Origin of the sequence: Nonomuraea sp. NPDC000554 (assembly GCF_040300065.1) — a bacterium.
Classification (GTDB): Bacteria; Actinomycetota; Actinomycetes; order Streptosporangiales; family Streptosporangiaceae; genus Nonomuraea.
This window is the reverse complement of sequence record NZ_JBEPDC010000055.1, coordinates 1-25,403: the sequence shown is the minus strand read 5'-3', so window position 1 is coordinate 25,403 and position 25,403 is coordinate 1. Positions and strand designations below refer to the sequence as shown.

Annotated in this window: 23 protein-coding genes and 2 pseudogenes; 11 read left to right on the top strand and 14 right to left on the bottom strand. The window is 62.8% G+C overall.

The genetic code is table 11. The features are described from left to right. Positions 1-331: 331 nt before the first annotated feature. Positions 332-1,453, bottom strand: coding sequence for a GTP pyrophosphokinase (locus ABT294_RS50165; RefSeq protein WP_350813642.1), 1,122 nt, complete (start codon positions 1,451-1,453; stop codon positions 332-334). 1,486 nt (positions 1,454-2,939) lie between these two features. Between ABT294_RS50165 and ABT294_RS50160 the strand changes: the two genes are divergently transcribed. Together ABT294_RS50160 and ABT294_RS50155 are read left to right on the top strand one after the other, a co-directional pair. Next, entirely contained in the window at positions 2,940-4,157 is a 1,218-nt protein-coding gene (locus ABT294_RS50160) for a pentapeptide repeat-containing protein (protein ID WP_350813641.1), read from the top strand. Between the two features lie 493 nt (positions 4,158-4,650). Next, positions 4,651-4,860, top strand: a complete 210-nt coding sequence (locus tag ABT294_RS50155) for a hypothetical protein (RefSeq protein ID WP_350813640.1) — start codon at positions 4,651-4,653, stop codon at positions 4,858-4,860. Between the two features lie 43 nt (positions 4,861-4,903). On the opposite strand, the gene ABT294_RS50150 is transcribed toward ABT294_RS50155, so the two are convergent. Together ABT294_RS50150 and ABT294_RS50145 are read right to left on the bottom strand one after the other, a co-directional pair. After that, positions 4,904-5,449, bottom strand: coding sequence for a site-specific integrase (locus ABT294_RS50150; RefSeq protein WP_350813639.1), 546 nt, complete (start codon positions 5,447-5,449; stop codon positions 4,904-4,906). Between the two features lie 132 nt (positions 5,450-5,581). Then, positions 5,582-5,797, bottom strand: coding sequence for a hypothetical protein (locus ABT294_RS50145; RefSeq protein ID WP_350813638.1), 216 nt, complete (start codon positions 5,795-5,797; stop codon positions 5,582-5,584). 579 nt (positions 5,798-6,376) lie between these two features. Between ABT294_RS50145 and ABT294_RS50140 the strand changes: the two are divergent. The 3 genes and pseudogenes from ABT294_RS50140 to ABT294_RS50130 all read left to right on the top strand — a co-directional run. Continuing rightward, a pseudogene (locus ABT294_RS50140) lies at positions 6,377-6,433 on the top strand (hypothetical protein); the annotation flags it as partial. Positions 6,434-6,488: 55 nt separating this feature from the next. After that, positions 6,489-6,863: pseudogene (locus ABT294_RS50135) on the top strand (DUF5753 domain-containing protein); the annotation flags it as partial. Next, complete coding sequence (locus tag ABT294_RS50130; protein WP_350813637.1) at positions 6,851-7,105, top strand: hypothetical protein; 255 nt, start codon at positions 6,851-6,853, stop codon at positions 7,103-7,105. The pseudogene ABT294_RS50135 and the gene ABT294_RS50130, both read left to right, overlap by 13 nt. Before the next feature lie 88 nt (positions 7,106-7,193). Here ABT294_RS50130 and ABT294_RS50125 read toward each other — a convergent pair whose 3' ends face one another. From ABT294_RS50125 to ABT294_RS50115, 3 genes are all read right to left on the bottom strand, one after another. Further along, complete coding sequence (locus ABT294_RS50125) at positions 7,194-7,535, bottom strand: histone-like nucleoid-structuring protein Lsr2 (RefSeq protein ID WP_350813636.1); 342 nt, start codon at positions 7,533-7,535, stop codon at positions 7,194-7,196. Between the two features lie 681 nt (positions 7,536-8,216). After that, positions 8,217-8,687 carry a hypothetical protein gene (locus ABT294_RS50120; protein ID WP_350813635.1) on the bottom strand — a complete coding sequence of 157 codons (471 nt, stop codon included), beginning with the start codon at positions 8,685-8,687 and terminating at the stop codon, positions 8,217-8,219. A gap of 306 nt (positions 8,688-8,993) precedes the next feature. Beyond that, positions 8,994-9,242 carry a hypothetical protein gene (locus ABT294_RS50115; protein WP_350813634.1) on the bottom strand — a complete coding sequence of 83 codons (249 nt, stop codon included), beginning with the start codon at positions 9,240-9,242 and terminating at the stop codon, positions 8,994-8,996. A gap of 26 nt (positions 9,243-9,268) precedes the next feature. Here ABT294_RS50115 and ABT294_RS50110 point away from each other — a divergent pair, with 26 nt between their 5' ends. Next, positions 9,269-9,895, top strand: coding sequence for a DUF4265 domain-containing protein (locus ABT294_RS50110; RefSeq protein ID WP_350813633.1), 627 nt, complete (start codon positions 9,269-9,271; stop codon positions 9,893-9,895). Here ABT294_RS50110 and ABT294_RS50105 read toward each other — a convergent pair. Both ABT294_RS50105 and ABT294_RS50100 read right to left on the bottom strand, forming a co-directional pair. Further along, positions 9,819-10,193: a hypothetical protein gene (locus ABT294_RS50105; protein ID WP_350813632.1), complete on the bottom strand. Its 375-nt coding sequence runs from the start codon at positions 10,191-10,193 to the stop codon at positions 9,819-9,821. The two genes, ABT294_RS50110 and ABT294_RS50105, sit on opposite strands and share 77 nt — an antisense overlap. Positions 10,194-10,801: 608 nt before the next feature. After that, positions 10,802-11,122: a tyrosine-type recombinase/integrase gene (locus tag ABT294_RS50100; RefSeq protein ID WP_350813643.1), complete on the bottom strand. Its 321-nt coding sequence runs from the start codon at positions 11,120-11,122 to the stop codon at positions 10,802-10,804. A 192-nt stretch (positions 11,123-11,314) separates the two neighbouring features. On the opposite strand from ABT294_RS50100, the gene ABT294_RS50095 reads away from it, so the two are divergent. Beyond that, a complete protein-coding gene (locus tag ABT294_RS50095; protein WP_350813631.1) occupies positions 11,315-11,791 on the top strand; it encodes an NUDIX hydrolase in 477 nt (158 codons plus the stop codon). A gap of 1,142 nt (positions 11,792-12,933) precedes the next feature. Here the strand turns inward: ABT294_RS50095 and ABT294_RS50090 are convergent. Both ABT294_RS50090 and ABT294_RS50085 read right to left on the bottom strand, forming a co-directional pair. Then, positions 12,934-13,938: a hypothetical protein gene (locus ABT294_RS50090; RefSeq protein WP_350813630.1), complete on the bottom strand. Its 1,005-nt coding sequence runs from the start codon at positions 13,936-13,938 to the stop codon at positions 12,934-12,936. Positions 13,939-13,942: 4 nt separating this feature from the next. Further along, the gene (locus ABT294_RS50085; RefSeq protein ID WP_350813629.1) at positions 13,943-14,446 is read right to left on the bottom strand and encodes a SigE family RNA polymerase sigma factor; all 504 of its coding nucleotides are present in this window, start codon (positions 14,444-14,446) and stop codon (positions 13,943-13,945) included. Positions 14,447-14,699: 253 nt separating this feature from the next. On the opposite strand from ABT294_RS50085, the gene ABT294_RS50080 reads away from it, so the two are divergent. Together ABT294_RS50080 and ABT294_RS50075 are read left to right on the top strand one after the other, a co-directional pair. After that, positions 14,700-15,593, top strand: coding sequence for a phosphotransferase (locus tag ABT294_RS50080; RefSeq protein ID WP_350813628.1), 894 nt, complete (start codon positions 14,700-14,702; stop codon positions 15,591-15,593). Positions 15,594-15,846: 253 nt separating this feature from the next. Continuing rightward, positions 15,847-16,455, top strand: coding sequence for a hypothetical protein (locus ABT294_RS50075; protein ID WP_350813627.1), 609 nt, complete (start codon positions 15,847-15,849; stop codon positions 16,453-16,455). A gap of 424 nt (positions 16,456-16,879) precedes the next feature. Here ABT294_RS50075 and ABT294_RS50070 read toward each other — a convergent pair whose 3' ends face one another. The 3 genes from ABT294_RS50070 to kilB all read right to left on the bottom strand — a co-directional run bounded on the left by ABT294_RS50070 (position 16,880) and on the right by kilB (position 19,780). After that, positions 16,880-17,677 (bottom strand): hypothetical protein, encoded by a 798-nt coding sequence (locus ABT294_RS50070; protein WP_350813626.1) that lies wholly within the window; start codon positions 17,675-17,677, stop codon positions 16,880-16,882. Positions 17,678-18,326: 649 nt separating this feature from the next. Beyond that, positions 18,327-18,779 carry a hypothetical protein gene (locus tag ABT294_RS50065; RefSeq protein WP_350813625.1) on the bottom strand — a complete coding sequence of 151 codons (453 nt, stop codon included), beginning with the start codon at positions 18,777-18,779 and terminating at the stop codon, positions 18,327-18,329. Between the two features lie 521 nt (positions 18,780-19,300). Further along, positions 19,301-19,780 (bottom strand): plasmid transfer protein KilB, encoded by a 480-nt coding sequence (kilB, locus tag ABT294_RS50060; RefSeq protein ID WP_350813623.1) that lies wholly within the window; start codon positions 19,778-19,780, stop codon positions 19,301-19,303. Between the two features lie 116 nt (positions 19,781-19,896). Here kilB and ABT294_RS50055 point away from each other — a divergent pair, with 116 nt between their 5' ends. Next, positions 19,897-20,595, top strand: coding sequence for a hypothetical protein (locus ABT294_RS50055; protein ID WP_350813622.1), 699 nt, complete (start codon positions 19,897-19,899; stop codon positions 20,593-20,595). 417 nt (positions 20,596-21,012) lie between these two features. Here the strand turns inward: ABT294_RS50055 and ABT294_RS50050 are convergent, their stop codons facing one another. Then, positions 21,013-22,548 (bottom strand): S8 family peptidase, encoded by a 1,536-nt coding sequence (locus ABT294_RS50050; protein WP_350813621.1) that lies wholly within the window; start codon positions 22,546-22,548, stop codon positions 21,013-21,015. A gap of 1,490 nt (positions 22,549-24,038) precedes the next feature. On the opposite strand from ABT294_RS50050, the gene ABT294_RS50045 reads away from it, so the two are divergent. Further along, positions 24,039-24,584 carry a GNAT family N-acetyltransferase gene (locus ABT294_RS50045; protein WP_350813620.1) on the top strand — a complete coding sequence of 182 codons (546 nt, stop codon included), beginning with the start codon at positions 24,039-24,041 and terminating at the stop codon, positions 24,582-24,584. The last annotated feature ends 819 nt before the right edge of the window (positions 24,585-25,403 follow it).

The window sequence follows — 25,403 nt, the reverse complement described above, 5'->3', positions numbered from 1 at the left end:
TTGGCTTCACGGTCGAGCGGGGGGCTCGGGTTCGACATAGATGATCTCCGTAGTGGCCGGAGACCCAGGTGTCAACGATGATCGTCAGTTTTATAAGCCATGATCGTCGACTGGATGAGTACTTTCTCTACGGGTTCAAGGCCGTCCCCCTGCGGCGGACGGCGGTGCGTCCGGGCGCCAGCTGGCCGCGCTGCGGCTCTCCGGCCGGTCGCGGCCAGCGCGCCCACGCGCCTAATCACCACAACGACAGACTGATTATGCGAAGCACACCACGAGGTAGGGGTCTGCAACTGACCCCGCCGGCCACAACCAGAGGCTGAGCCCGCTGTCGCTACGAGGCTGGCAGGCTCGCGAAGATGCGCCGGAGGTCAACCGCTGTTTGTTCCGGTTTGCGCAATTTCATTACCTCTAGGGCTGGAAGCATCTTGGATTCGTCCAGCTCGCATACCAATACATACGCAAGGTAGAAGAGAGAAATTCCATGAGGAGTCGGGCCTTGTCGAACTTCTCGAGGTATGTCGTCTTCATCGAAGTTGTTGCCTGGCTGACCTGGCGAGAGCCAGGCGGCAGCAAAATTCTTTATTGTCTCACTCCTCTTCTTCAGTGCAGCTGTTAGTTCCTCAATATTTCCTATCCCCAAGTAATTGAGGGCCTCGATCCGACTGGATATATATCCAGGGCTTATCCATTCGCTCAACGGCTGATTGAACAATTCGGCTATGAAGGTGTCGAGTTCTCTTATCTGAAAGTTCTTCTGGATTAATCCGATGAGGGTCGCTTGGTCAAGCGCGAAATCTGCAGGCCTCTTCTCGATTTCGGTCGCGACGGTCGTTTCGTATTCATGCAGATCATCTCGAAGTGCCTGAAACTCGTTATCGGCGAGTTCCAGTAAACCTGCCAGACGCGAGAAGCGGCGACGGATCTCAGCCGGGATGGCTTGCTGGGTCTTATAGCCCAAATCGTGCTCGATCTCGGCCCATGCATGCTGGAGAATGGAACGAATCTGAACCTCGAACGAGATGTCGGCGTAACGGCGATATTCGAGTAGGGCGCATCGTTCGTCATTTAGTTTGGCCACGTAGTGAAGTGATAGGTAGCCAAATCTGTCCGGGTCTAACAAGCTTCTTTTGTCCACTGAATTCTCGCGGTCTATGTTGAACTCCGCTTCTATTTGGTGCGCAATTGCATCGACCGCTTCCGGGAAGTAGGTAATAATACGAACGCCTAGAATGTCGGTGAGGTCACTTAGTCCGGCATATCTACCCTCCTTGCTGGACAGCTTGCGTATTGTGCTCTCCTCTTCCTTTATCCGATAGTTTATTGCATGAATCTGTATCCCGTTTGCGGCTGCGATCTCGCTCATAAGCGAAACAACCAACGGGCCGAATTGCCGGAGAACCGCGGCTCTGTCCTGGTAGCTCGGGCCGTGATGAGGTGTCTGTGGCGTCGTCATGCTTGGAGGCTAGCCCGTCTTGGTCTGTTCGACCCCTGGAACTCCTGCCGGCGAGAAACTGGGTAATGCACAGCAACACCCCATATGTGAGCACATTAGGACAAGTTGGGTCACAGGTAGAGCAGCACACGATCGATCCACGACGGGGTCTGCCTTTCCCACGGATCAGAAAGTCTTTGTGGTGGTGGCAGAGGCTGTAACGATCGCTGGCTTCGCCACCCGCCGTAGGTCGCCGGGGCGATCGCCGCCAAGGCCCTCCTTCGTCGGGCCTTGCCACTGGTCACAGTGGTTGCCGTGGCAACGCTGACGGCAACGTCGGGCACCATGCCTATGCGACCCACGCTCTCGACGACGGCCCGGTACCAGGTCAGACGGACTGGGCAGGGTGATCGTGACTTCCGGAAAGCGGACAGTCATGCTGCCGCGCGGCTTCCGTTCCTCGGGCCTGACGGCCCTGTGGTAAGGGTCCGCTTGCCACTGGGGATGCGGGTTCTCTCCTCTGCTGTTACAGCACGGAAGTACAGCAACACTCCCACACAGCGGCTGATCAGTTCGCACGCCTTCACACGCTTGACCGGGCCGGCGGCCGGGCTTTCGATAGCACCTCGTGGGATGTCCAGACGGCGAGGGCGGACATCGCGCAGAGGATCGGTGAGCTCTTCCCGGATGCGGTTCAACTCAAGGAATGGTGACGCACTCCAGGCTGAGCCGCGGAGTGCCTTCAGATAGGGCTTGTCCGGAATGATCTCTTCACATATCCATGCCGGGGTTGAGCCTGTCGAGTGCTTTGGCGCGTTCCGGGGACCTGGATGTATATGTTCATGGTCACCGGGGTCTCGGAGTGCCTGAGGACCTGCATGGCAACGCGAGGATGGACGTATGCTCCAGAAAGCGGCGAGCCTCGTTGACGCTCCACACAGCTCGGCTGCGTTCGACTGCTGCGTCATCAGTGTCGGCCGCAGGCATACTTTATCGAGCCTCGCCGAACAAAAGCAGGAGCTACCAGCGACGGCACTCCTCGTGGCCCCAGGGTCCGGCGAAGGCATCCACGTGATCACATTGGGACGGCTCAGATCTACAACCCGACCAGCGCGGGATACGGCTGACGGCGGGTCTACCCTGCCCTCGTAATCAAGGGCTCACGGTCGCTGGCCGTAGGTGGGGGCTAATACGTCGTTCTGAACATAGGCACCACCGCACCGTCGACAGCCCTGACGATGTTGGCGCGCGACTGTCACGGGGTCGGTCTTGGTTCACCAAATGCGGGGCTGGGGTCCGACTGGCTGACAGACGTCCGTTGCGCAGGCATTGTTGCACTATGCCACGATCTTCCGACCGATGGTTCCGTCGGCCATCGTCGCGCGCCAAGTTGGCCCCGATTTCAGCTGCTCTGACGGTCATGCTCGTCGGGGCTGTGGGATTGGCCGGTGGGCTTACATGGGCGGCACTTGCTTGGCTGGGTGTTCCGAGCCCATCTGGCCAGGCGGTGACGATTGCCGAAGCACTGGAGATTGTCAAGATCTCGTTGGCTGTAGTGGCTGGAGCCGGTGGGGTGGTGGCCTTAGTGGTCGCCTACCGCAAACAGCGGGTGACCGAAGCCGGCGAACAACGTGAACAGGTCAAGCTGTACGCCGAACGGTTCGACAAAGCTGCCGACAAGCTCGGCAGTGAGAGTGCGGCCGTGCGCCTGGCCGGCATCCACGCCCTTGCTTCTCTGGCCGACGACTGGGAGGGCGGCCGTCAGATGTGCATCGACGTACTGTGTGCCTATCTGAGGATGCCGCCTGCGCCCAAGCCTGACGCGGATGACCCGGAATCCTTGATCGCGTGGCAAGGAATGGCCGAGGTTCGAGCCACCGCCACCCGCTTGATCGGCGCGCACCTTCGGTACGACGCGCCTGTCCCGTGGCATGGCCATGATTTCGACTTCACCGCCGTCACATTCGACACAGGTCTGGACTTCGGAGCGGCAGTCTTTTCCGGCGGCAGGGTCAGCTTCGATCGCGCGGTCTTCGCAGGCGGACTCGTCCGTTTCTACGAAGCCACCTTCTCGGGCGGCATTGTCAGCTTCGACGAAGCTACCTTCTCCGGTGGAGAGGTCCGGTTCCTGCAGGCGTACTTTTCTGGCAGCTTCGTCAGCTTCAAGGATGCGGTCTTCTTAGACAGCACCGTCACGTTCGATGAGGCTAGGTTCGCTGGCGGCAAGGTCAGATTTCTGCGCGCGAACTTCAGGGGCGGCAGGGTCAGTTTCGACGCGGCGACCTTTTCTGGCGGCCACATCAACTATCACAATGCAGCTTTCTCCGGCTCGACTGTCAGCTACGCGAGCGCAGGCTTCTTCGGCAGTTATTGCAGCTTCGGAGGAGCGGCCTTCACCGCTGGCGTCATCACCTTTCAGGATGCAAGGTTTGCAAGTGGAGCGATCAGCTTCGCTGGCACAGAGTTCCCAGGTGGCGTGATCTACTTCGATCGAGCCGAGTTTAGCGGAAGCTCGGTCGACTTCGCCAATGCGGCCTTTGCCGGAAGCACGATTCGCTTCGACGAAGCCATCTTCGACGTTCCGCCTCTTCTTGGCAATACGAGGTTCTCCGGCGGCACAGTGGACTTGAGGCTCGTCCGATGGGGCAAACAGCCCATCGACCTTCCAGAGCGAGGGCCGGGCCTACTTTTAACGACCACGACAGAGGGTGCAGCCGAAGCATGACGTGCTTTCCTTGAATCGGTACTGTTGTCGGCTACAACCGCATGGAGCACCGCAACGCTGACGGCAATGTCGGCGACCATGCCTATCCCCCAGCGGCCATTTCACATCGAATTAGTCAGCGACGATATGGTCGCTCACTTTGTCACTCGCCGGCTTTGGTTGAGGCGTCGCAGCCGAGGCCCTCCTTTGGCGGGACTTAGCACCGGTGACCACGGCTGAGGTGACAGCAGTGCTGACAGCAACGTCCCCACACACGGATTCACTTCAGCCATCGTCCACCTCTCTCTGGCCACGGTCACCGCTACCTGCGCAGGATGATTGGTCCGCCTGAAAAGCGGAAGGTCGGCAGTTCGACCCTGCCCCTGACCACCAGCTTTGAACAGCAAGAACGCCTTGATCCGCTAGCGGACAGGGCGTTTTTTATTGAGCCTGACGACAGCCCTGACGACAACAGGCGTGGCGGTTGTGTCCACGCGGCTGCCAGAATCCCAGCGTGAGCCGGACGGACAACACGATGCCGCGGCGTATTCAGGAGCAGGACGGCCGCCGCTACAGGCACGACATCGGCGGGTCCTACGAGGGCATCGGCGTGGACACGAACATCGCGGAGCGAAAGGCTCGACAGCGCGTCCGGCTGGTGCTTCTACGCGGAGAGGAGCCGGAGCCGACGAGGCACCGCCACAGCGAAAAGTGGCACTACTGACACGCCCCGGAGACTCCGGAGCGCTTCTCGGTCGCGGGCCAAATCAGCCCAGTGCCTCACCCAGCTTGCTGAGGGCCTTGCGCTTCTCGTCCAGGGATGCGTGAGCGTAGATCGTCATGGTGACTTCGATGTCGGAGTGGCCGATGATCTCGCGGACGATGTGAGGCGGTACGCCCATATCGAGCAGGAGGCTCACGCAGGTGTGACGGAGGTCGTGGAGACGGACGGCCCCAAGTCCGGCCGCCTTGCGGATCTCGCCCCAGCTACGCCGCAGGTTGTCTGGCTCCATTGGAGTGCCGCGGCGTGAGGGGAAGACGAGCCCGTGGTCCTCCCAGTCCGCGTAACGGTCGGACCGCTCGATGAACTGCCGCTTGTGGTGCTCCTTGAGAGCGTCGAGGCAGACCGAGGGGAGCGGGATAGTCCGCTCGGAGTCCTCCGTCTTGGGCTTGACGAACTGGAGGCGACCGCCGACCCGTTGGAGAGTCTGGATCACTTCCAGAGTGCCAGCCTTCAAGTCGACGTCTATCCAGCGGAGCCCGAGGAGTTCGCCGCGCCGCAGCCCAAGGCAGACGGCAAGGACGTAGAGCACGCCGAGCCGGCGGCCAGGGCCAGCAGCAGTTCGGTCCTGAGCCGCCAGAGCCTCGTCAGCACCCCAGAGCCGCCGGCGGCGGGAAGGTCCTCGTTGGCCGGGTAGATCTGGTTGCGCGGATTCCTCGCTATCTCAGGACACCTCCTCCTGTACGAGTGGTGCGATCCTGAGCTGGTCGAAGCGGTGGTCGCGGTAGCACCGGGAGCCGAAGCCCGTCCGGGTCACGGTCCAGCCTCGCCAGTAGGCGAACTCGTCCGGCTCCATGCAGATCTCGCGGTCGGCCCAGGCAGCGAGTTCCCGGATCCGGGACTTGATTCGGCCGAGCCCCTTGGTACCTCGTGAGTACATAGAAGAGCCCTTTCGCGGCATTCTCGAGGTGGCTTCTTTCGCCGGACCGAGAGCCGATGGCTCGCGTCGTCGCAGGGTGGCAGCCCATATGCGGTGACCGGGCAGTCGGCGCCGGTCCGGCCTTTACGTGCTCGAATGAGCGGTTGTCGCGACGTTCGATCAGGCGGTCGCGTGGTCCGTCCGGCAAGTGGCCTCCCTGGGGCGAAGTTTCGTTTCCGGGACGGCGACGCTGCCGAGGGGGCGGCCCGCCGGGCCGCTCGCGATCAGGTGTGGAAGACCCGGTGTGCACGGCCGTTTCGTCATCTCGGCCTCCTTCGGATCCCCCTTGGAACGATCGTCCCCTGGGTGGGAGCTTTGCATTCCCTGCTTGAGCCGCCAGGAAGGAAGGAGCTGTGGCTGGTCCCTACGGTGCTCTCGCGGCCTTCTGGCAAGGTCGGGTGGCAGTGTCGATGCAAGTTGCAATGCAAGATTGAGAACGGCCCAAGAAGCTAGGCTCCAAACGATCCTTTCCGGCTACGCCTTCCTGCCCGACAAGGGCTGCCATCGCAGCAGGGCGGTCCGACTGCTCGCAGGCTCAGGATGGGCCAAGAGCTGCGTCTCCTCCGCAAACGCAGGAAGCTGACAGGAACCAGGGCAGCCAGGGAACTCGGCTGGTCGCCGAGCAAGGTCAGCCGCATCGAGTCCGTCGTGTCTTGCACAAGCCGATCCGGCCCAGCTGAGCGTGGTGCTCGACGAGGCCGCGCTGACACGCCGTTTCGGCGAACCCTCGGTGATGCGCGAGCAGATGGAGCACCTTCTCGAGGTGTCCATGCTGCCGCACGTCAGCGACCACGTGCTGACCCTGGATGCACTGCACCCGGTCAACACGGGCGCGTTCATCCACCTGAAGTTCGCGGCGTTCGACGACGTGGTGTACCTCGAGCAGCTCTACACCGCGCACTTCGTCGAGGACCTCGAACGGGTGGCTGGATACGAGACGGCGTTCGACCACATCAGGTCCGAATCGCTTGACGAGGACGAGTCACGCGTCCTCATCCAGCGCAAGGCCATGCAGTGGCGGCGCTGAGCGACAAGACCTCAACAAGGGGCAATGACGCCCCTAACGCCCCCAAGGAAGCACTCATGGAAATTAGCCTGGCGCTCGTCGCTGTGATAACGGGATGCTTCGGCATCGTCGCGATCGCGGCGGTAGTCGTTCTTGTGATCGTTACCACGCGGGATAAGTCAAGAATATCGATCGAGTGGGTAAACAAGCTTCTAGGTACGCTCAAGCTGAACGCTGAAAATGACGACATCGACAAAAAGTAGGGGCACTGGTACAGCTGTTTCAAAACCGCAATGAGTCCCCAAGAGAGAATCTGGGGGCTCATTGCTACCGATTAGCCGTATGGCGGCGCTAGTGCGCGGCCTCATACTTCTCGACGACCGTGGAGGCGATGCGGCCTCGCTCGCTCACAGGCAAGCCGTGAGCCTTGGCCCACTGCCGGATCTCGGCAGACTTCTCACGGCTCAGGGCGCGAGTGGCGCCACCAGCTGCGCGGCGGCCACGGCCACCACGCTCAGCCCGAACAGCGCGAGCCTTGGTGATGAAGGGGGCAAGCGTCTTCTCAAGCTGGTCGCGATGGGCGTCCGACAGGTCGATCTCGTAGCTGGTGCCGTCGAGCGTGAACTTCGTGGTTCCAGTCGCCTCGCTACCGTCGATGTCGTCGATGAAGATCTCTTGAATATGCTTAGCCATGGTGGCACTCCAATTTAGCTCAGGGGTTTCGCGGCACTGTATCGCTATCCCTGATAGCGTCAAGCCGGATCGGGATTTACAGTTATTTTCTGTTTGCGTGATGGGCGGATCGGCAGTCCTTCGCCATGTCCTCGCTGATCGGCCGGCCGTACGTCTTGGCGACGGGATCGCCATCAGGCGGGAACCCCGGTATGGGACCTATAACGACCACGTTAACCGGCGTCGTGACGATCACGTACTTCGGCGCCGGCCGTCCGAGGCCGGGATGATCGACGCTAAGCCCATCCTTTGCCGGACTCGGTAGAGGTAACCGTGGCTGAGGTAGCGCGAGAGTTGACGACAACGGTGACGACGATATCGGTCACCATTGTTTCGCCGAGAGCGGGGTTGGCCACGGCTTCCTCAGCTCCGACGAGCAGGAGGGCCGATTCCCGTGGCAGTGCTAACGCGCCGAAGGGAAAGGCGCCTGATCTTCGTGTGGGCCGCTTCACCAAGACACATAGCGATGCACACCCGGTTGTTGATGTAGGCCAAGCGATGAAGTGCTTTACAGCAGCGGCTACAGCAACGCCACCTCGCACGATCACACACCGGCGAGCCGCACCTATCGCCTGAGCAGGCAGGGATGTCGCTGACGAGACGCCCGCCTCTCCCCGCGGATCAGACGGTGGGGGCGTCCGATCAAGACGCTGGAAGCTCACCCATGCGAAGCAGCACAAGTGCTTCTTCGTGCCATTCGGACCGGTCGCCCGCGGGCGGCAATTCGACTCCCGCACATCCGGCCGGGGCGGAGAACTGCTGTCGGAGCTGTTCTACGAGCTGTTCGGCCTTCCTGAGCGCTTCCGGCAGGTCGTCAGGGGCGTCGACGCTGAGGCCGAGGACGGTCGCCCCATCACGGGTGCACGTGATGATCGCCTGGTGGTGGTCGCGGGCCTTGAGATAGAGCGTGAAGACGTCGTCTCCGTCGTCGAGGCGTAACTCATCGAGGGCCTTGTCGTCCGTGTCGTTCGCGATGCCCAGGACATGAACCCGCATGAAGGCGTGGAGCCGCTCGTCACTGGCGGCCACGTTGACGTAGCTGTCGACGAATCGCCCGAGGACCTTGGAGTTGCGCTCTGGAAGCCAGACGTAGACGTCGAGACACGGCGGCATGAGCCCAGCGTAGGCCTGCGTACCGAGGCGAATCGACGAGGCTCTCTCCCACCCTGCCAGCAGGTGGATCTTGCTAACACGGATGCTAACAACAGCTCTGGACGACCATGGATGATGGCGGAACCCCCGTAGCCAGATGTCCCTTCCGAACAGGCATTTCTGACGCCCGTAGACGCTCGTGGATAGTCTCGAACTGGCTACGGATCAGAAGGTTAGGGGTTCGAGTCCTCTCGGCCGCGCTCCAGCTCAAAGGCCCTTCGGGAAGATTCCGAAGGGCCTTTTTTTTGATCTCCGTACAGCAGCGTTTTACAGCAACGCGGGCCCGCGCAGCCGCACTTCTACAGACAGCACGCGAAGAACGACGAACCCCGTGGTGTCGTCGCGGTGCTTGACGATTCCCAACGTCAGTTGGAGCTTCTGCCTGGCCCAGGCCGCCAGCTTGCCCGCGTACCCGCCGTCGGCCCAGATCGGCGTGATCTTCTCGCGCCAATCATGCAGGCGCTCCAGCCCGGACTCCGCACCCGCTTCAGGCGTACTCGCGATCAGCTTGTTCACGGACACTCGGCAGCCTGCGCGATCATGTGCGCATAGTTCTCACAGCCCCCTCCGAACGCCTTCCCCCAGAGCCAGGCCTGATCAAGGTGTGGTTCCGGTTCGTACCTCGGGAAGACTGGCTTCCCTACGACACTGAAGGGCTTTGGGCCGCGCGCTTGAGCCGGGACACCGCCCGTGTGGCGAACGTCCCATTCCTGCAGGATGGGGTCGCCGAGGGCGACGTGGTGCGCTTCGGCACCGACGACGATGGTCTTCACTGGGCCTGTGAGCGGGTGGAAGCCTCAGGCAACTGCGCGATCCGGGTCCTGCCGGTGCCTGATGGACCGCTGGGGCGAAGCGCGCAGGCTGTGCACGAGCAGTTGGCACCGTTCGGCCTGGGCGGGGAATCCTTCAGCTCGGAGCTTCCTCTGGTCGCCTTCATCGTGCCGGCTGACGCAGACCTGGGGCGGATTAAGGCGCTGCTGACGCGAGGTCAAATGGATGGCTGGTGGCACTTCGAGGAGTCCTGCATCACCGACGCCTGGCGAAGCGCTTATCGATCGGATCGTTCATCGGCGTGGAAGCCGGCGACCTTGCTCAGGCGTCGCCGAGGCCCTCCTGGAGACGGTGAACCCAGTCTGCGGGGAAGACCTGCTCAAGCCGCTCTCTGCTGATCTCCAACATCCCCTCCTTCGCCAAGGGAAGAAGAGCGCCGTCCTGAACGGCCTTGTGATCCTCGGGGGCCGGACAGATCAGGACGGCGAGGATCCGGCACGTCCGTTGAAGCTCCTCGATCCCGGTCGTGTGAATTATGCTCTTGATGGGCTCCCACGCCGTCCGTACGGCAAGACCCACCAGTGCTTCGAGGAGAGGGCTGCGACGGTCGGCATTTCGGGATTGCATGATGACGGTCGTCACGTATTCCGGTATTTGGCCCATGGCTTTCGAGAACTTCTCGATGGCCTCGGCCAAGGCAACGAGGAGATCACACCAGAAATGATCAGTAAGCCGTCTTCTGGCCTCTCGTGGCTTGTTACCACCGAACCTCTTATCCAGCTCCTCGATTACAGGGCCGGCGAGGATGTCTCCGACTTCCTGGATGCGTTCGATAGTTCCTGGGCTTTCGGCTAGCCAGTCAACGAGATCGACTGTGGCACTATCGGTGGCTGCTGCCTTTCTCTGTTTGGACGGCTCTCGTCGCCCTCTGGGAGGTCGGGTTGCGGCCCAGTCGGAGTCGCTGCGGTCTCTCGCCTCTTGGCGAGCAGTGGGAGACGGGTCGCGAGCCAGCGCGAGTCCGTAGGTCCAGCCGTGCTGTGCCCCGCCGCACGCGGAACATCCGCAGTGATGCCCCTTGGCGCGTTCACAATTCACAGGGTGCGTCATTCGCCCTCCGCTACGTTCGGCACGAAAGTGAACTGGCGACTGCCGGGAAGCGCTACTCCTTTGAATCACAAACCACGAAAAGCGAAATAGTCATCGCAGCCAGTCCGACATACCTCTTCGGCTACGAGAAGAGTCCATACGTACATAAAGGCCCTTTGGGGTTATCCCAAAGGGCCTTTATGGTGACGAAAGATTAGTTACCCCTTGCTTGGGCGGTCGAGGCTCTGATTGAGCCGGTCAAGCGCCTTACGGGCTTCCGGACTGGGGATCTGGGTGTAGACGTCCATGGTCATCGAGATCTGTGAGTGCCGCAGGATGCGCATCGCTACACGCGGGTAGACGTCGAGAGCGGCCAGCAGCGAGGCGCAGGTGTGCCGGGTGTCGTGGACGCGAATGCGCGGTACACCGGCACGACGGCAGTGGCTCTCGAAGGCCCGATTGAAGTTACGGGGCTCGATCGGGGTGCCCGTCCGAGTCGTGAACGCGAGATCTGAAGTCTTCCAGCCGTCGCCAGCCAGCTTTCGCGCATCCTCCTGGACGCGCTGACGGTGCCTGAGCGCCGAAACGCAGAGGCCGAAGAGCGGCAGCGAGGCAGTGGAGTCCTCGGTCTTGGTCGTCTCTCGGTGGAGGAGCTCGGCGACATTGTCACCCTCTACGTCGCGAGTTTCGAGAAGACGTGGGACGGCGCGACCCCGCTAGAGTCCTGACCCATGGCCACCAGGATCGACTACTTCGACGACCCGGACGCTCCCGCGCCCAACAGCCTCGTCCCCTCGGTGAACGTCGTGGCCACCAACGAGGCCGGCGACGTGTTGATGATTCGCCCCAGCGACAACGACAACTGGGCCGTCCCCGGCGGCGCTATCGACCTGGGCGAATCGATCCCCGTGGCAGCCGTCCGGGAGACGTTGGAAGAGTCCGGTATCACCTGCGAGATCAACGGCTTGGTCGGGACCTACAGCGACCCACGGCACGTGGTCTTCTACACCTCCAACGGCGAGGCTCGCCAGGAGTTCTCCCTTGTGCTCACCGCCCAGGCGATCAAGGGAGAGCCGACCCCGAGCGACGAATCCCGTGAAGTTCGATGGGTGCCCCGCGACCAGGTCACCACGCTGCGGATGGATCGCTCCATGCGGATGCGCATCGAGCACTACCTAGCTTGCACCGCCCTGCCCTATATTGGCTGATTTTGGCATAGTCTCGTCTGCGGCGAAGCGTTATGGTAGTAATCATGATAAATGTCACACGATTACGAAGTATGCTCACAGAGAGCGAAGTAGATCCTCGCGTATATCGAATCCTGGAGGAGCTGAATGACAGTACTTGGTGCCTGAAAAAGCAAGGTAAAACTTGGCTAGTCTTCTTCTTTGAGCGCGGCTCGAAATACGATTTGCAGCGATTCAAAGAAGAAAGTATTGCCTGTGAATATTTCTATAACCAGGTCTGCCATCGGTGAGGTCCCAGGCGACCTGCGAGTTCGCGGCGTGGGAGTGTGGGGCTGGAAGCTCAGCCCCCTGAGGGATTAGACGTTGGGTGCTTGAGCTTCAGACTCGCTGAAGTAACGACGTCATATGTCCCAAGCAGGTCTGCGGCAGCGAGATCCATCACATCCGCAGCGTGAACCAAATGGCAGGCTGGCGTTACATGCCGAACGCTCACGGAAGGCCGCCGTGTGCCTGCCCGGTATTCAATCCCGCAGGCCAGTGCGGCGCGGCCAAGATCCGGAAAGCGTTCGGCGACCCTGACGACTAACCTAGGGCAGCTCGCGGCGCACCAGAGCTTTTGAGAACGGCTCTCCTGTGGCCCGGGCGTACGCCATTCGCGTGCGTACCTCGCTGAGCGTGCGCGGGCGGTAGCCGGGGCCGCCACAACAACTCTTGTGGAAACGGACGCCCGCGTGTAGCAGCAGCGAGAGCGTCCGCCAGCCTGCGGTGTCCCGCCGACGCGGTGCCGCGAAAGCGGAGCCGACATAGACCAGCGGCCCGGCGCACCGCGGGCAAGACCGGTCGTGATAGCCGGGGCCAGGGTAGGGCTGCTTGTACGAGGCTCGGCAGGGCAGGCACACGTAGGACGTCTTCGCATGGGCCATGCGACCAGGCTAGTGCGATCGCCGACCAAGATCGACAGGGTTTCGGCCGCTTGGCAAGATCTATTTCGTTGTTCGCACGGCGGCAAGGATGCAGGGTGTTGAAGTGGTGATTGACCTCTACGCGAGGTGGCCGGCGGCATCTGGGAGCTGGCCATCGGGGCTGGTGGTCATGTCGCAGTTGGTCATCGCGTCGACGAGATCGGGGCAGAGTTCTGGCGATGGACATCTGATAGGCGGTGTTCACCGGGACTTCTCGTAGACGGCAAGGGTCATGGTCCCGGGGCGCCGCAGGTATTCGGGGACCTTCGCAATCAGCCGGACCCGGATGGTCACCGTCTTCTGGCTGCGGGGATGGGTTCCCAGTTCCGTGTACCCACTGGTGAGGACCTCGGGGCAGAAGGGAGGGACCACGACGACGCGTCCGTTCACCCGGCCCTCTGGGACCTCTGGGACGAGGCGTCCGGCGAGATCGTCTCCGCAATACTCCATGAAGGCCATCATGCGGCCCCTGTTGGGAACGGAAATCGTCACTTCGCGGTCGCGAGGCCACGTGATGGTCTTCTTCGCGAGCAGGGTGAACTCGGGTGATCGCCTGCCGAGCCTCGCGGGCGGCTCGGCAGGGCGTGAAGCGGCCTTTATCGTGGCAGGGGGCGTCCACTCGTAGACGCCGACCCGCAAGGCCCCCGCGTTCTGGGGGACTCCCTTGGGCACTTCGACAGTGACACTCGCGCGGCGCGTTCCCGCCGGGAGCGGCATCACATCGACGGCCCTGTGCTGTTCACATCCCACCTGCAGCTGCGCGAGGGGCGACAGGGTGAACGCTTTGGAGACGCCCGGCACCCGTACGGTGACCCACGCCGGGTACATCGGTTTCGGGCAGTCGGGCAGCACGGCCAGCGGCTTGCCGTTCACCTCCACGTCGAACGTCACCGACTTCCCGCGTCGAGGGTCGAGCGTTGCCGTGGCGATCCTGCGGTAGACGGTGCCGTCCGACTCCTGGTACTGCGCCGGGATCTTGTCGGTGACGGCGGCAGTGGTCGGGGCCGTGTCGTCGGCTTCGCGCAGGGTCGGCAGCCCTCCTGCCACCGCCACCGTCGTGGCGGCCACGCCCGCGACGGCGACAGCGCCGATACGGCGGCGCCGGGCTCCGCGCATCCGTGCCCGCAGCGCCTCCCACGGGATCGGACGCTCCAACGCCGGACGGCTGCGCTCGTCCAGAAGGTCATGAAGATCTCGCTGGTCCATGCACTTACCCCCTTCTCGCGAACGTGGCTGCGAACGAGTCGTCGACGCGTAGCTTGGCCAGCGCCTTGCTGGTCTGGCTCTTGACCGTCCCGACGCTGCAGCCCAGGGTCTCGGCGGTCTGCGCCTCCGTTAGGTCCTCGAAGAACCGCAGCACGACGACGGCCCGCTGCCGGGCGGGCAGCCGTCTCAGCGCCTGCCAGACGAGCTCGCGGTCCTCGGCCTCCCGCACCTGGTCGGCCGCGTGTGGGCGGTCGGGTGGTGATCCGGTCGTCACCTCCACCTGTCTCCAGCGCCGCCGCCACCACGACACGTGCGCGTTGACGATGATCTTGCGAACGTACGCTTCGCGCTCGTCGCCGATGCGCGGCCAGGCCAGCCACGCCTTCATCAGCGCCGTCTGCACCAGGTCTTCGGCCAGTGCCCAGTCCCCGGTCAGCAGGTAGGCGGTGCGGAGCAACCGTTGCCACGCCGCCGCGACGAACGCGTCGTACTCCGATCGATCCGCCATCCACGAGCCTCCCTCAAGCGACAGTCACCCGACATACGCCGCCGGGACGCCAGAAGGTTGCCTCACTGACGGGATAACCTGTTGGCTCCTCCATCCAATCGGCGACCAGCGCGGACACGGATGCCACAGTCGGAGCCGCCGCTACCGTTTGCCGCCGCGGGCCTTCGGACGCAAAGCGCCGGGGGGAAGGGTGGCTTGTAGCAACGCCTGCTATCTGCACTTCGCCCGGGTGGTCAATCGGATGGCTCACGTCATGGACGTGAAATCCAGGTGCTTGACGAGCTGGCGATCCGACACGATGTTCGCCATGGCCTTGAGGAAGATGGCGGAGCCACCAGCCAGTGTGCTGGCAGCCTTTCAGCTGACCGCACCAGTTCGCCCGCTTGCCGGTGGACAGGGGCAGAGCTTCCGTGCCGGGGACGCGGTCTTGAAGCCCGTGGACAGTAGAGAAGAGGCCGAATGGGCCGCGCGAGTGTTCGCGGATCTGTCCGCCACGGCTGAATTCCGAGTTCCCCGCCCATTTCGCTCCCGTGAAGGGGCCTATGTGGTTGAGGGATGGACGGCCTCCGAGTTCCTGGTAGGCCAGGAGGGGCCTGCTGAAAAGTGGGTGTCACTGATCGCTTCCAGCAGGGCGCTTCATCGCGAGTTGCGACATGTTCCACGCCCCGGACTGCTTGATCGGCGCGCCGACCCCTGGGCAGCCGCTGATCGCGTCGCTTGGGGCGAGGTGTCCTCCTTGCGATCGGCTAATGCCGATGAACTGCTGGTCAGGCTGGGTGAACTCAAAGGCCCTGTGGAGGCTCCCAGTCAACTCATTCACGGAGATCTGACCGGGAACGTGCTGTTCCAACCTGGCCAGCCGCCCGCCGTGATCGACTTCTCCCCGTACTGGCGGCCGGTTAGTTATGCCGAGGCCATCGTGGTCGCGGATGGACTTCTCTATCACCATGCGGGACCGGAGCTCATCGAGGCCGTTCTGCCCGGCCGCGAAGGGCTTCAAATGCTGGTGCGCGCGCTCATCTTCCGGCTGGCCACCCTGGCTATCTGGGCAGGCCAGGGCGAGATGGTTCCTCAGGAAGAGCTGACACGATTCGCGGGAGTCACTCGCGTCGTGGAAGACCGAATGCGTGTGGCTTTGACCGACTGACGACCTACTGGCTGTCCGCGCCGGACCGGTTGCCGTCCAGCACGGTCAGCGATCTACTGAAGACCGGCCGGTGCACAGTGGAGACGCTGGAACTGTACTTGCGCGCCTACGAGGTGCCGCGGCGTCAGCCGCCCCACCATCTACTCCTGCCACACCGGTTCCGTCGTCATCGTCCGCCAGGACCTCGCCGCAACGTGGGCCGAGGTCGACTGCCCGGACAAATAGAAATTGAACGCGAGAGAGGAGAAACGCGATGGAACCCGGCTACGTACTGGCCGGTTATCGGGTCGCTACACGCGCCGATCGGCATGATTGGCAGGACGTGGGCCTTCCAGGTGCTGGTCTTGTGTCGCTGAGCGACTGCGTGGTGGACCTGGTGTCGGTAGATCCCGGTGGCTGGGACGACTGGTTTGCCAGCCCTCAGGAGGCTGAGATTGCGCGCGAGCACGCCGGCAGGCCGGGCTTGCACGTGCTCGGGGTCGGATTCGCGAGTGCCGATGTTCCCGGGCTGTTGGCCGATATCGCCGATGGAGGCTGGGACATATCGGCCGGGAGCCTCCCGGAACGGCTGGCCCGGCGCGAGAGGATTCCCTACCGCAGCGGCCAGCGGTTGGGGTTCGAACTGGTCGGCTTCGACAGCGGGTGCTGGCACACCTGGACCTGTCTGGGAGGCATCGTCGCCGACGTCTACCGGGCCACCGGCGTCCAGCCGGGACCCTGGGGGCTGATCCAGGACGAGCAGGACGCGCGCCGGGCCGCTCAATGGCTCACCGACTCAGGTCTCGGCGATCCCAAGGTATTCCTCTGGGCGGCCGCACTGCTCACGGACAGCGCACGAGCGACCCTCCAGACCGAGGAATAGCGCACGGTCGGAATAACACGCTTCCACCAGTGTTGGGCTACCGGATTTCCGCGGTCATCTGCCTCTCGACCGTCCGCACAGCAGCCAGAATGCAATGGCCAGGCCCACGAGAGTTGAGGGTCGACTCCCATCACGGAGTATGGCCCAGCGATCGCGACCGCACCCGACGACCGTTAGATCATGCCTCCGGCAGGGATCTTCGGCTCCGAGGTAATCACCTCGCATGCCATCGCCCCAGACAGGCCCAGCAGACCGGCTCCCCGGCATCAAGCCCGGCTGTGACCGCAGGGCAACACATGACCGAGGAACGGCGACCGGCAAACGTACACGCAAAGCCGAGCTTGACACTCCGGAACCGGCCCGCTGCTGCTCCGCGGTGGGTCGACGGCGTACGAGGTGATTAGGGGGCGGTGCCGGAGTCGCGTCAAGATTCCTTCGTATTATCAGGAACGTAATAGGGGCCACTGTGAAGAACATTTGCCACAGCTCGATAGAAGTCGCTCTCGGCATTCCGAGTATTCTCCCAGAGCGTTTCTTCACCAGCCGAGCCGAGATTTGTTAGCCAATTAGCTACCGCCGTAATATAGTCATTTCCGGTGTTTACTACAGCATTCGAGCCGGATCGATAAATTCTAAGACGCGCTTTGGGTGTAAATTCGATAAAGGCTTTGGCGATTGAGATGCCGGCATCAAACCTACGAGTCATCTCATTCATATTGGAGGTAATGGTTTTCATTGCTTCGGCAACCTTTTTCGTCTGATCAGCGAATGCTTCGCTCCGCGAGTTGCCATCACGTAACTGCTCCGAAACCTCGGAGAGCTGCCTTCGGAGTTCCCGCTGGTCGGTGTCCGGAGTGACGCCCTTAAGGAGTGCCACGGCTCGCTTTGCGCTCTCCTCCGTATTCTTAGCGTTCTCCTCTACAGCTCTACGGAGGTCGTGAAATTGGTCAGGCGACCTTTGAATGAACCCCGAGAGCTCGGCGAAGGCGTGGTCAAAAAACGCGTGCTCACCTTCTTTTGTACGTCTTGCCCTCTCTTTGAATAGAAGTTGAGAAAACTCCGCAATGATTTCCTGAAGCTCAAGGAGCGCGGGGCGCTCATGCTCGAAGGCGATTCTTCGAAACTCTTCCCGGCGATTGTTTTGCTCTCTGCGGGCAGTGCGCTTGTCTGATAGATATTGTCCTGCCATCGCTAGCACACTGCCAGCAAAGAGCGAGCCCACTGGGACAAGGGTTGCCACCCAATCGGTCGCTGATCGGCACCTCCCGAGCTGAGCCGTTGTTGAGATGACCACTAGACAAAGAATTTAGCCTACGACGACCCGAGTTGCCGAACTTAGTGCGCAAAACGGCAGCAATCCAGGAGGTGGTATAGCCGAAATGTGAATTTCGGTAGTGCTATTAAGGGCGATGTGCGGCGAGACTCCCGACCGGGGCGCTAAGAACAGCTCCGGCGACAGAGTACGGCAACCATGTGCATCTATAGCTAACGTCGTACGTGATCAAGGCGGTTGTCCAGAGTGCACAGCGTAGGTCGCGCTGCCGCTCCCTTTCGGTGGCCGGATCTGCGGCCTTGTGCTCCGAGTAGGCCCGTCCGCCACAGGTACACGGTTCCTGAGGGCTGCTGTACAGCACGGAAGTACAGCAACGCAACCTCATTCATCCTGATCACATCGCACGGACTCGTACAGTTGACCAGCGATGCAACCCCTCATCCATGTGAGGTGTTTCTGTCAGCGACGGATACCGGTGGACGATCCCGAACTGGCTACCCCTTGCCAAGGGACTACATGGTGTCCGTCTCACGGGGAAGCCGGACGTCAAAGAACGCAGCGGCCTGCCTGTAAGGCTCTGCACTCTTAATATGGCCAGCTACATTGCGGATAGAACTTCCTTCTCCTCGGGATAACTTAGCTGGATCTGAGGGGTCTCGTCGAATATGAAGCCGACCTTCACAAGGAGCGCGGCCCTCTTCAATTCTACCGGCAGCTCGGACAACAGGGTCGGCTGTCCCGGCACGCCATATTGCGTATAGCGGTCGTCGTGCACCTCGTCCCACATAAACAGATATGGCCCCCGTGCCAGCTCGATAACACAGTGTGGCTGGTACTCATCATGAGGACAATATGCGTCGAACCACTCCGGGTATCGGGTCTTGGCAAGGGCCGTCGCCTCGTCGAAGACCTGCGTATGGGCGTTGGCTGCCGAGGGCACAGCACCGAACGCCGAGTAGAACAAACCGACACAACCCAACGGATCGACCGCCCACCAATAGAACTGAAGACCCCAACGGGGATGACCGAAGGGAGAATTTAATGCCGACATAGCCACAGTATATGAACGCGCCTCAACTTCTTGTCTCTCAGGTAACTGTCACGTCCACGGGCTGATGTGAGTCGAAATTCAGGCTAGGCTGGGCAGCCGCACCGCTGTACAGCAGCGAAGTACAGCAACGGTGGCACACAAGGACTCACCTCGCCGCCCGTCGCCAGAGCAGTAGGCGGAGCCCTCACGTCCTGACTGGCTCCCGTTTGCAGGTAGGCGCTCACGCGGCACTGGCGCGGGACACGATATCGCCGGTCGAGGCCGTGACGATCGCTCACTTCGCTCATCGCCGGCCGTGGCCGGGGCGATCGACGCCGAGGCCCTCCTTCGTCGGGCCCCGGCACCGGGTGACCATGGCTGAGGTGACAGCATCGCTGACAGCAACGTCCACACACATCAGCTCATCCGCGCGACCGTCCACACATGCCTGACCACGGTCTCGATCAGCCGACCAAGGTGACTGCTCCGCCTGAAAAGCGGACGCTCGCAACCCCCGCTCCGCCGACCTCTGCCCCGGCCTATTAACTATGGGTCTCCCTTACCTGGGCGGCTGCTGCCTCTGTGAAGTCCAGTAGGGCACGGCGAGCTTTGCGTCCCCGATCCCTCCGGTCCGACTCATCGGCAGCCTGCGGGATTTCCTCGGTAAGTTTCAGCGCGGCCGAGGCAAGCTCGTTGAGCGTCCCGTTCGCTGCCACAAGGCGCAGCCTGAAGAGGGCCGAGGTGGCATCGGCTCGCTTCTGGTACGACGCATCCCGTGCCGCGATGAACGCCTGGCTTTGCGGGTTTTCCTGCTCGAGATGCCACCGGTCGTTCTGGCTCTGCCGGAAGTCGGTCAACGCTCCAGCGAAGGCGCTGTAGGAAACTAATCGCTCCTGCCAGAGTCTCTCTTCTCGCGCGGCCTGGCGGGCCTGCTTCGCCGCACGAGCCTGGAACACGTACGTGACGGTGGCCCCGAGCAACGTTCCTACGACCGCGATGATGCTCGTTATCGCGCTTGCCATCTAACCAGTGGAACACAGGGACACTGTCTGCCTTGCCTTCAGCCGGTCATCGGCTGTGCGCCACCGGACGGACGGTGTGGCCCATCGGTGCTGGCGGCGTGGAGGCATGCAAGGAGATGTCGCTGGCATCCGATTGGATAAGGTTCATGACTGCTCACGATGTGACCCGTCTGCTGCCCGAGATCCCGCAGCTCCGTGATCTATGTCGGTCCATGGCGGTGCTGGAGGCCATCCTGAGCCCGGAATGGTCCAGCCGCTACCACTCCTTCGACACGGGCTGGGGCCCTGGGGAGGAGATGGCCTCGATGCGCAACGGCTCGGGAGACGAATACTCCATCGTCTTCTCTGCCGCGGGCGCGTACATCCGCGGCTTGGCTCACGAGGCGGTGATGAGCCCCTACGGCAACGACGGGCCGTGGCCGGGGGTACTCGACTCTGTCCCCGAAATCTTCCGCCACTGTGTGCAGGAGCCCGCATTCTGCGACGAGGACGGTATGCCGGTCGTGACCGCTTGCCTGTGGCGTGAGGCCGGTGATGACTGCTGGCGGGTGGGTGAGATCGACTACCCGAACGACGTGAGCGATCCCGATGGGGCGGCATATCTGTTCGCACGGCTCGTCGATCCGTCTCCGGAGGCGTTCCGGCGGTTCGCGGAGGACTACTACGAGGTACCCGTGGATCTCGATGCGGTGCGACACGTCTACGCCCTCCGTCCGCTGACGCAGACGGTAGTCACCGCGCTGAACGCTGACCTTTCCGTGGAGGACCTCGCCGACGACCTTGCGACAGCCCGATATCCGTCCGTTGCCAGCTGAGAAGCTGGGAAGGTCAGTGTGGCTCTTCTCCTGCGCGAGCTGGGAGGAAGCAGAGCTGAGGCGCGTTGGCAGAGTGCTGTACAGCAGCGCCGTACAGCAACACTGTCTTACGCGATCACGCGACACCAACACGCATTCACCGTTTCACCAGGGCGAAAGAGCACTGACGAGGCGTCTGCCCTTCCCTACGGATCAGAAGGTTAGGGGTTCGAATCCTCTCGGCCGCGCCCAGCTCATGGGGCCCATTCCGATCACCGGGATGGGCCTTTCTGATCTCCATACAGCAGTCCTGTACACCCCCACGGGCGTGGGGATGACACCGGTCCGACTCCTGGTCGCCGTATGGCGCTGGGCCTGCACCCTTATGACGGTGCAGGCCCAGCAGGGTGGTGTCACTTAGGTGATACCAGGGTCAGTTCACTTGATGACTGCGAGGGCGTCGACGACACCAGCGCCGAAGAAACTGTTGTCGTCGACGGTGCCGGTGCAGGCCGCGGTGTTCTGCGGGCACGGCTTGGATTCGGCCCGCGCCTTGAGCTCGCTGATCATCTCGGCCGGCGACCAGGACGGGTGCGCCGACTTCATCTGCGCCATGACGCCGGCGACGTGCGGGCTCGCCATCGACGTACCGCTCTTGGTGCCGTAGCCGTCGGCCCCCGTCCGGGTGTTCCACGTCGTCGAGTAGATCGACGAGCCGGGAGCCGCGACGTCGATCTTGCCGAGGCCGTAGTTGGAGAAGGACGACCGGACGCTGTCCAGCGTGGTGCCCACGCGCTGTAGGGATGCGACCGTCACGACACCGTCGAACTCAGCCGGGATGTCGTTGCAGTGGTTGTTGATCGTGCGCACGGTCGGCTTCGGCGCGTCGTTGGGGCTGCCCGTGTCCACGGTCTTGTGGGCCATGTCGTAGTTGGAGTTGCCCGCCGCAGCGACGTTGACGACGCCCTGCCTGGTGGCCCACTCCACGGCGCGCCGGACGGCCTCCTTGCTGGCGGCCTGGTCGGGCTGGTCGTCACACCAGAACTCGAACGGGTCGATGTAGTAGGAGTTGTTCGTGACGTCCATGTGCTTCAGGCCCGCCCACATGAAGCCGCAGATGGCGTACTCCGGGTAGATGAAGCCGTCGTTGTTGACGACCTTGACGGACGCCATACGCACGTTCGGCGCGACACCGACGATGCCGATGTTGTTGCGGGCGGCGGCGATGGTGCCGGCGACGTGCGTACCGTGGTCGCTCGTCGTCGGGCGCCAAGCCAACGGCGTCTGATCCGGACGGCCGACGTTAGTGCAGTTGACCGAGTTCGCGACGTCGATGTTGGCCTTGAGGTCCGGGTGTGTCGGCGAGATGCCGCTGTCGAGCACCCCGACGAGGACGTTGCGGTTGCCGTCGGAGATCGCCTGAGCCTGCGGGGCCTTGATCATTTGCATGTCCCACTGGACGCCCTCGTTGGGGTCGAGGCTCTCGCCAGGCTGTGGGTCGGACGGGATGTCGCCGTTGTCCGGCTTCTTGGCGCCCTTCTTGTACCCGTTGGCGCCGGGGCCCCACGGCGGGGCCAGGTCGGTCGGCGTCCCCTCGGAGACCCCGGCCGTGCGGGTGGCGCCGACGGAGGCGACCGCGTTGCCGCCCTCGGCGGTGACGTTGGCGCGGAAGGCCGCGCGGTCGGAGTGGGCGACGACCACGCCAATCTCGGGCCAGGACTGGACGACGACACCTCCGGCATCCTGGATCGCGCGCTCAACGAGACGAGTTTGGCCGGGGTTGGCGATCCGGGCGTTGACGACGTAGCTCATGAGCATCCCATCGGGGATGTCCACGTTGACCGGTGTCGACGTCGGCTCGTCGGTGGTGGCCGCGCTGGCCGAGTCGGTCGCGCCTCCGAGGAAGGCGGCACCCACCATGGCGAACGCCGCGGCGGTGGCCGCGAGGCGTCGCTTGGGCAGGGCATGCTGCATGCGTTGCTCCTTGAACGGTGAGGCCGCGGCACCCATCGCCGCGGTCTGGCTGGCCCCCCGATTCCGAAAGCCCGAAATCGCCCTGAATCCGGCCTTTAGAGTTGATTGGTGACGGTAACAGCTTGATCGTGAATTGTTCAAGAGTTCACCAAGGCGGAAGGCTGACCGGACCAACCTGCTGGCCGGCGATCAAGCGCACAAGATGGTCATCTTCCGAATGGCGCTTCCGGGCTTCGTGTGGGTCCGGTGGGGGTGATCAAGCGCCGGGGCGCAGGATCGGGGTATGCGCGACACGACCAGCACCTGCTGGGCCTGACCGCGGCCCACCCCCGGGCATGCTGCTGTACAGCAACGCCGCCTTACGCGATCACACCTCGCCGGGCCTGTATCTACCGGTCGAGCAGGGCGGCGAGCCATCAATGAGGGGGCCTGCCCTTCCCTACGGATCAGAAGGTTAGAGGTTCGAGTCCTCTCGGCCGCGCAACGCGAAAGCCCTGGTCCTCGGTATGACGACCAGGGCTTTTCCGCATCTTCGATCATGTCTCAGTGTCCGGCTGCGTCCGGGTGTGATCGGTTGACTGCGACTGATCCTTCCCAATGCTTTCCCGTGGGGAAGGCCCGCGGAGCCTGGCTGCTTCGTCGCATCGCGATCTTGCCGTGTGGTGCTCACGAGACCGCCCAGGACGCGGCGGGTCGAGAGTTGCTTGAGGAGACGTATGTGACCGGTACGTCGTACCGCGAGATCTGTCCTTGAAATCCGGCCTTGCGGGGCGAAGAGCCCTGCGCGGCGATCGTCGCGGAGTGGTGCATCGCGTACAGGTTGGATGGTGATCAGGATCAGGGAGGACGGCATCACCGAGTTCAGGACTCGGCGGCGCCGTCAAGGGCGAAAACGGTGGCGCCGCCACCGAAGAACAGCCCGGCGACACCGACGACGGTGACGGTCTGGCCGGCGACTGGTGGTACGGAGCGGGAGATTCCGGCGCACAGTAGGCCAGAGAGACAGAGGTACGGCAACGTCGGCCGCCAGTCCTACACATACGGCACCGTGAGCGACCCCCTACCTGGTCGCCGCCCCACCAACAGGCCGATCGCCACACCTGAAAAGCGGAAGGTCGGCGGTTCGAGACCGCCCCTGACCACCTTCATCAAGCGTGAATCCGGCCATCGGCCACCATCTCCGGGTGCTCCCGATTGACCCTGATTGGCCGTGGCTAATCGCACGCTAATCGCACGGGGCTTCTTCGCTCTATGCCGACTGCCATGAGCTTGGAAGGTGTCGCATCCGCCGCCGGGTCAATAGGCCCGTATCTGGTGGGTGTGGTTGGCGTCCTCGTGCCGGCCTGGTTGCGGCGAACAGATCGTGAACACGACAAGAGCCAACGTGAGTTCGATAGACGATCGACGAAGGCGGACGCAGTTGAGCAGCTCTACGTCCGCCTCTTGCAGTCGTCCTCCGGTCTTGGCCAGCGCTGGGTTAGGTTGGTCGGGTGGGGACCTATGAGGATCTACCGGCGGAGCTGGTGACCGAGCGGCTGCGGTTGCGGCGGTGGGTGCCGTCGGATGACGAGGAGTACCGCGGGTTATGGCTTGAGCGGGATCCACGAGTGCCGCCGGTACGGCGGATCGACGCCGAGGGACGCCCGACGGTTGAGGACATCCGCGGCTGGCTCCTCAACAATCCGCTGGCGGCGGATCCGGGGCTCGGGTTGCTGCCGATCGAGCTGCGAGACACCGGTGAGTTCATTGGGTACTGCGGACTGACTGTCGGTCAGGGATCTCTCGACGAACCTGAGATCGCGTACGAGCTGGCACAACGAGCTCACGGTCATGGTTACGCGACAGAAGCCGCCCGTGCGGTCATCGAAGCCGCGACTCGAACAGGACGTCGACGACTCTGGGCGACCGTGTGGGAGTGGAACGCACCCTCGTTCCGCGTCCTTGAGAAGCTCGATTTCCACCGAAGCGACCGCGTCACCGAGGACGCCGAACGCGGCAACACGATCTGGATGACGCGCGTACTCGACCCGAGGTAGAGACGTGAGCACCGGCCGCGATCCACTCACCGAAGAGCACCCTATTACGTGATCTTGCTAATGCGGGTGCTAACAACGCCCCCGAACAGCCGAGGACGCTGGTGGACCGGGATCTTGGCGAACAGGCCGCCGACCAGGGCCGGAGGGATGGCAGCGGACGCCGTTGGACAGCCATGGAGAATCTACGGATCAGAAGGTTAGGGTTCGAATCCTCTTGGCGCGCAACGCGAAAGCCCTGGTCGTCGGTATGACGGCCAGGGTATTTCGCATCTTCGATCATGTGTCAGTGCCTGGCTGCGTCCGGAGGCGATCGGTTGGCTCCGGGTGGTCCTTCCCAATGCTTTCCTGTGGGAAGGCCGTAGGACTTCGGTGCAGGTGGACAGGCATGCGTGTCGGAGGTCGTACGGGCGTTCGGCCAGTGGTGATGCGTACTCCTCAGGGGCGAGCGCGTCCTTTCGGGCTTTGTCCCAGATCCGTTGGATGGTGCTCGTGGTCAGCACGCCGCCGTGCGCACCGTGGAACAGGCGACCGTTTGGGCCTGTGCCGTGATCCTTCACGTGGTTACGCAAAATGGCCACTAGGGCGGCGTCGTCCAGCGCCGAGCCGGTGGCGAGGTCGCGGACGGCGGTGATGGCCGCCTCGGCGCCGTCGCAGAGCTCGGCGCTGGCCTGGGCGCGATCAGCGGTGAAACCTACCTCCCTTTGGGGGCTGCGGGTCACAGGCTGCGGGCGGTGATGTCGCCGTTGGAGGTGGTGGCGTGGATGTCGAGTTCGGCGGTGCCGTCGTTCTTGAGGGCGTTGGCGATGCGGCCGTGGCTGG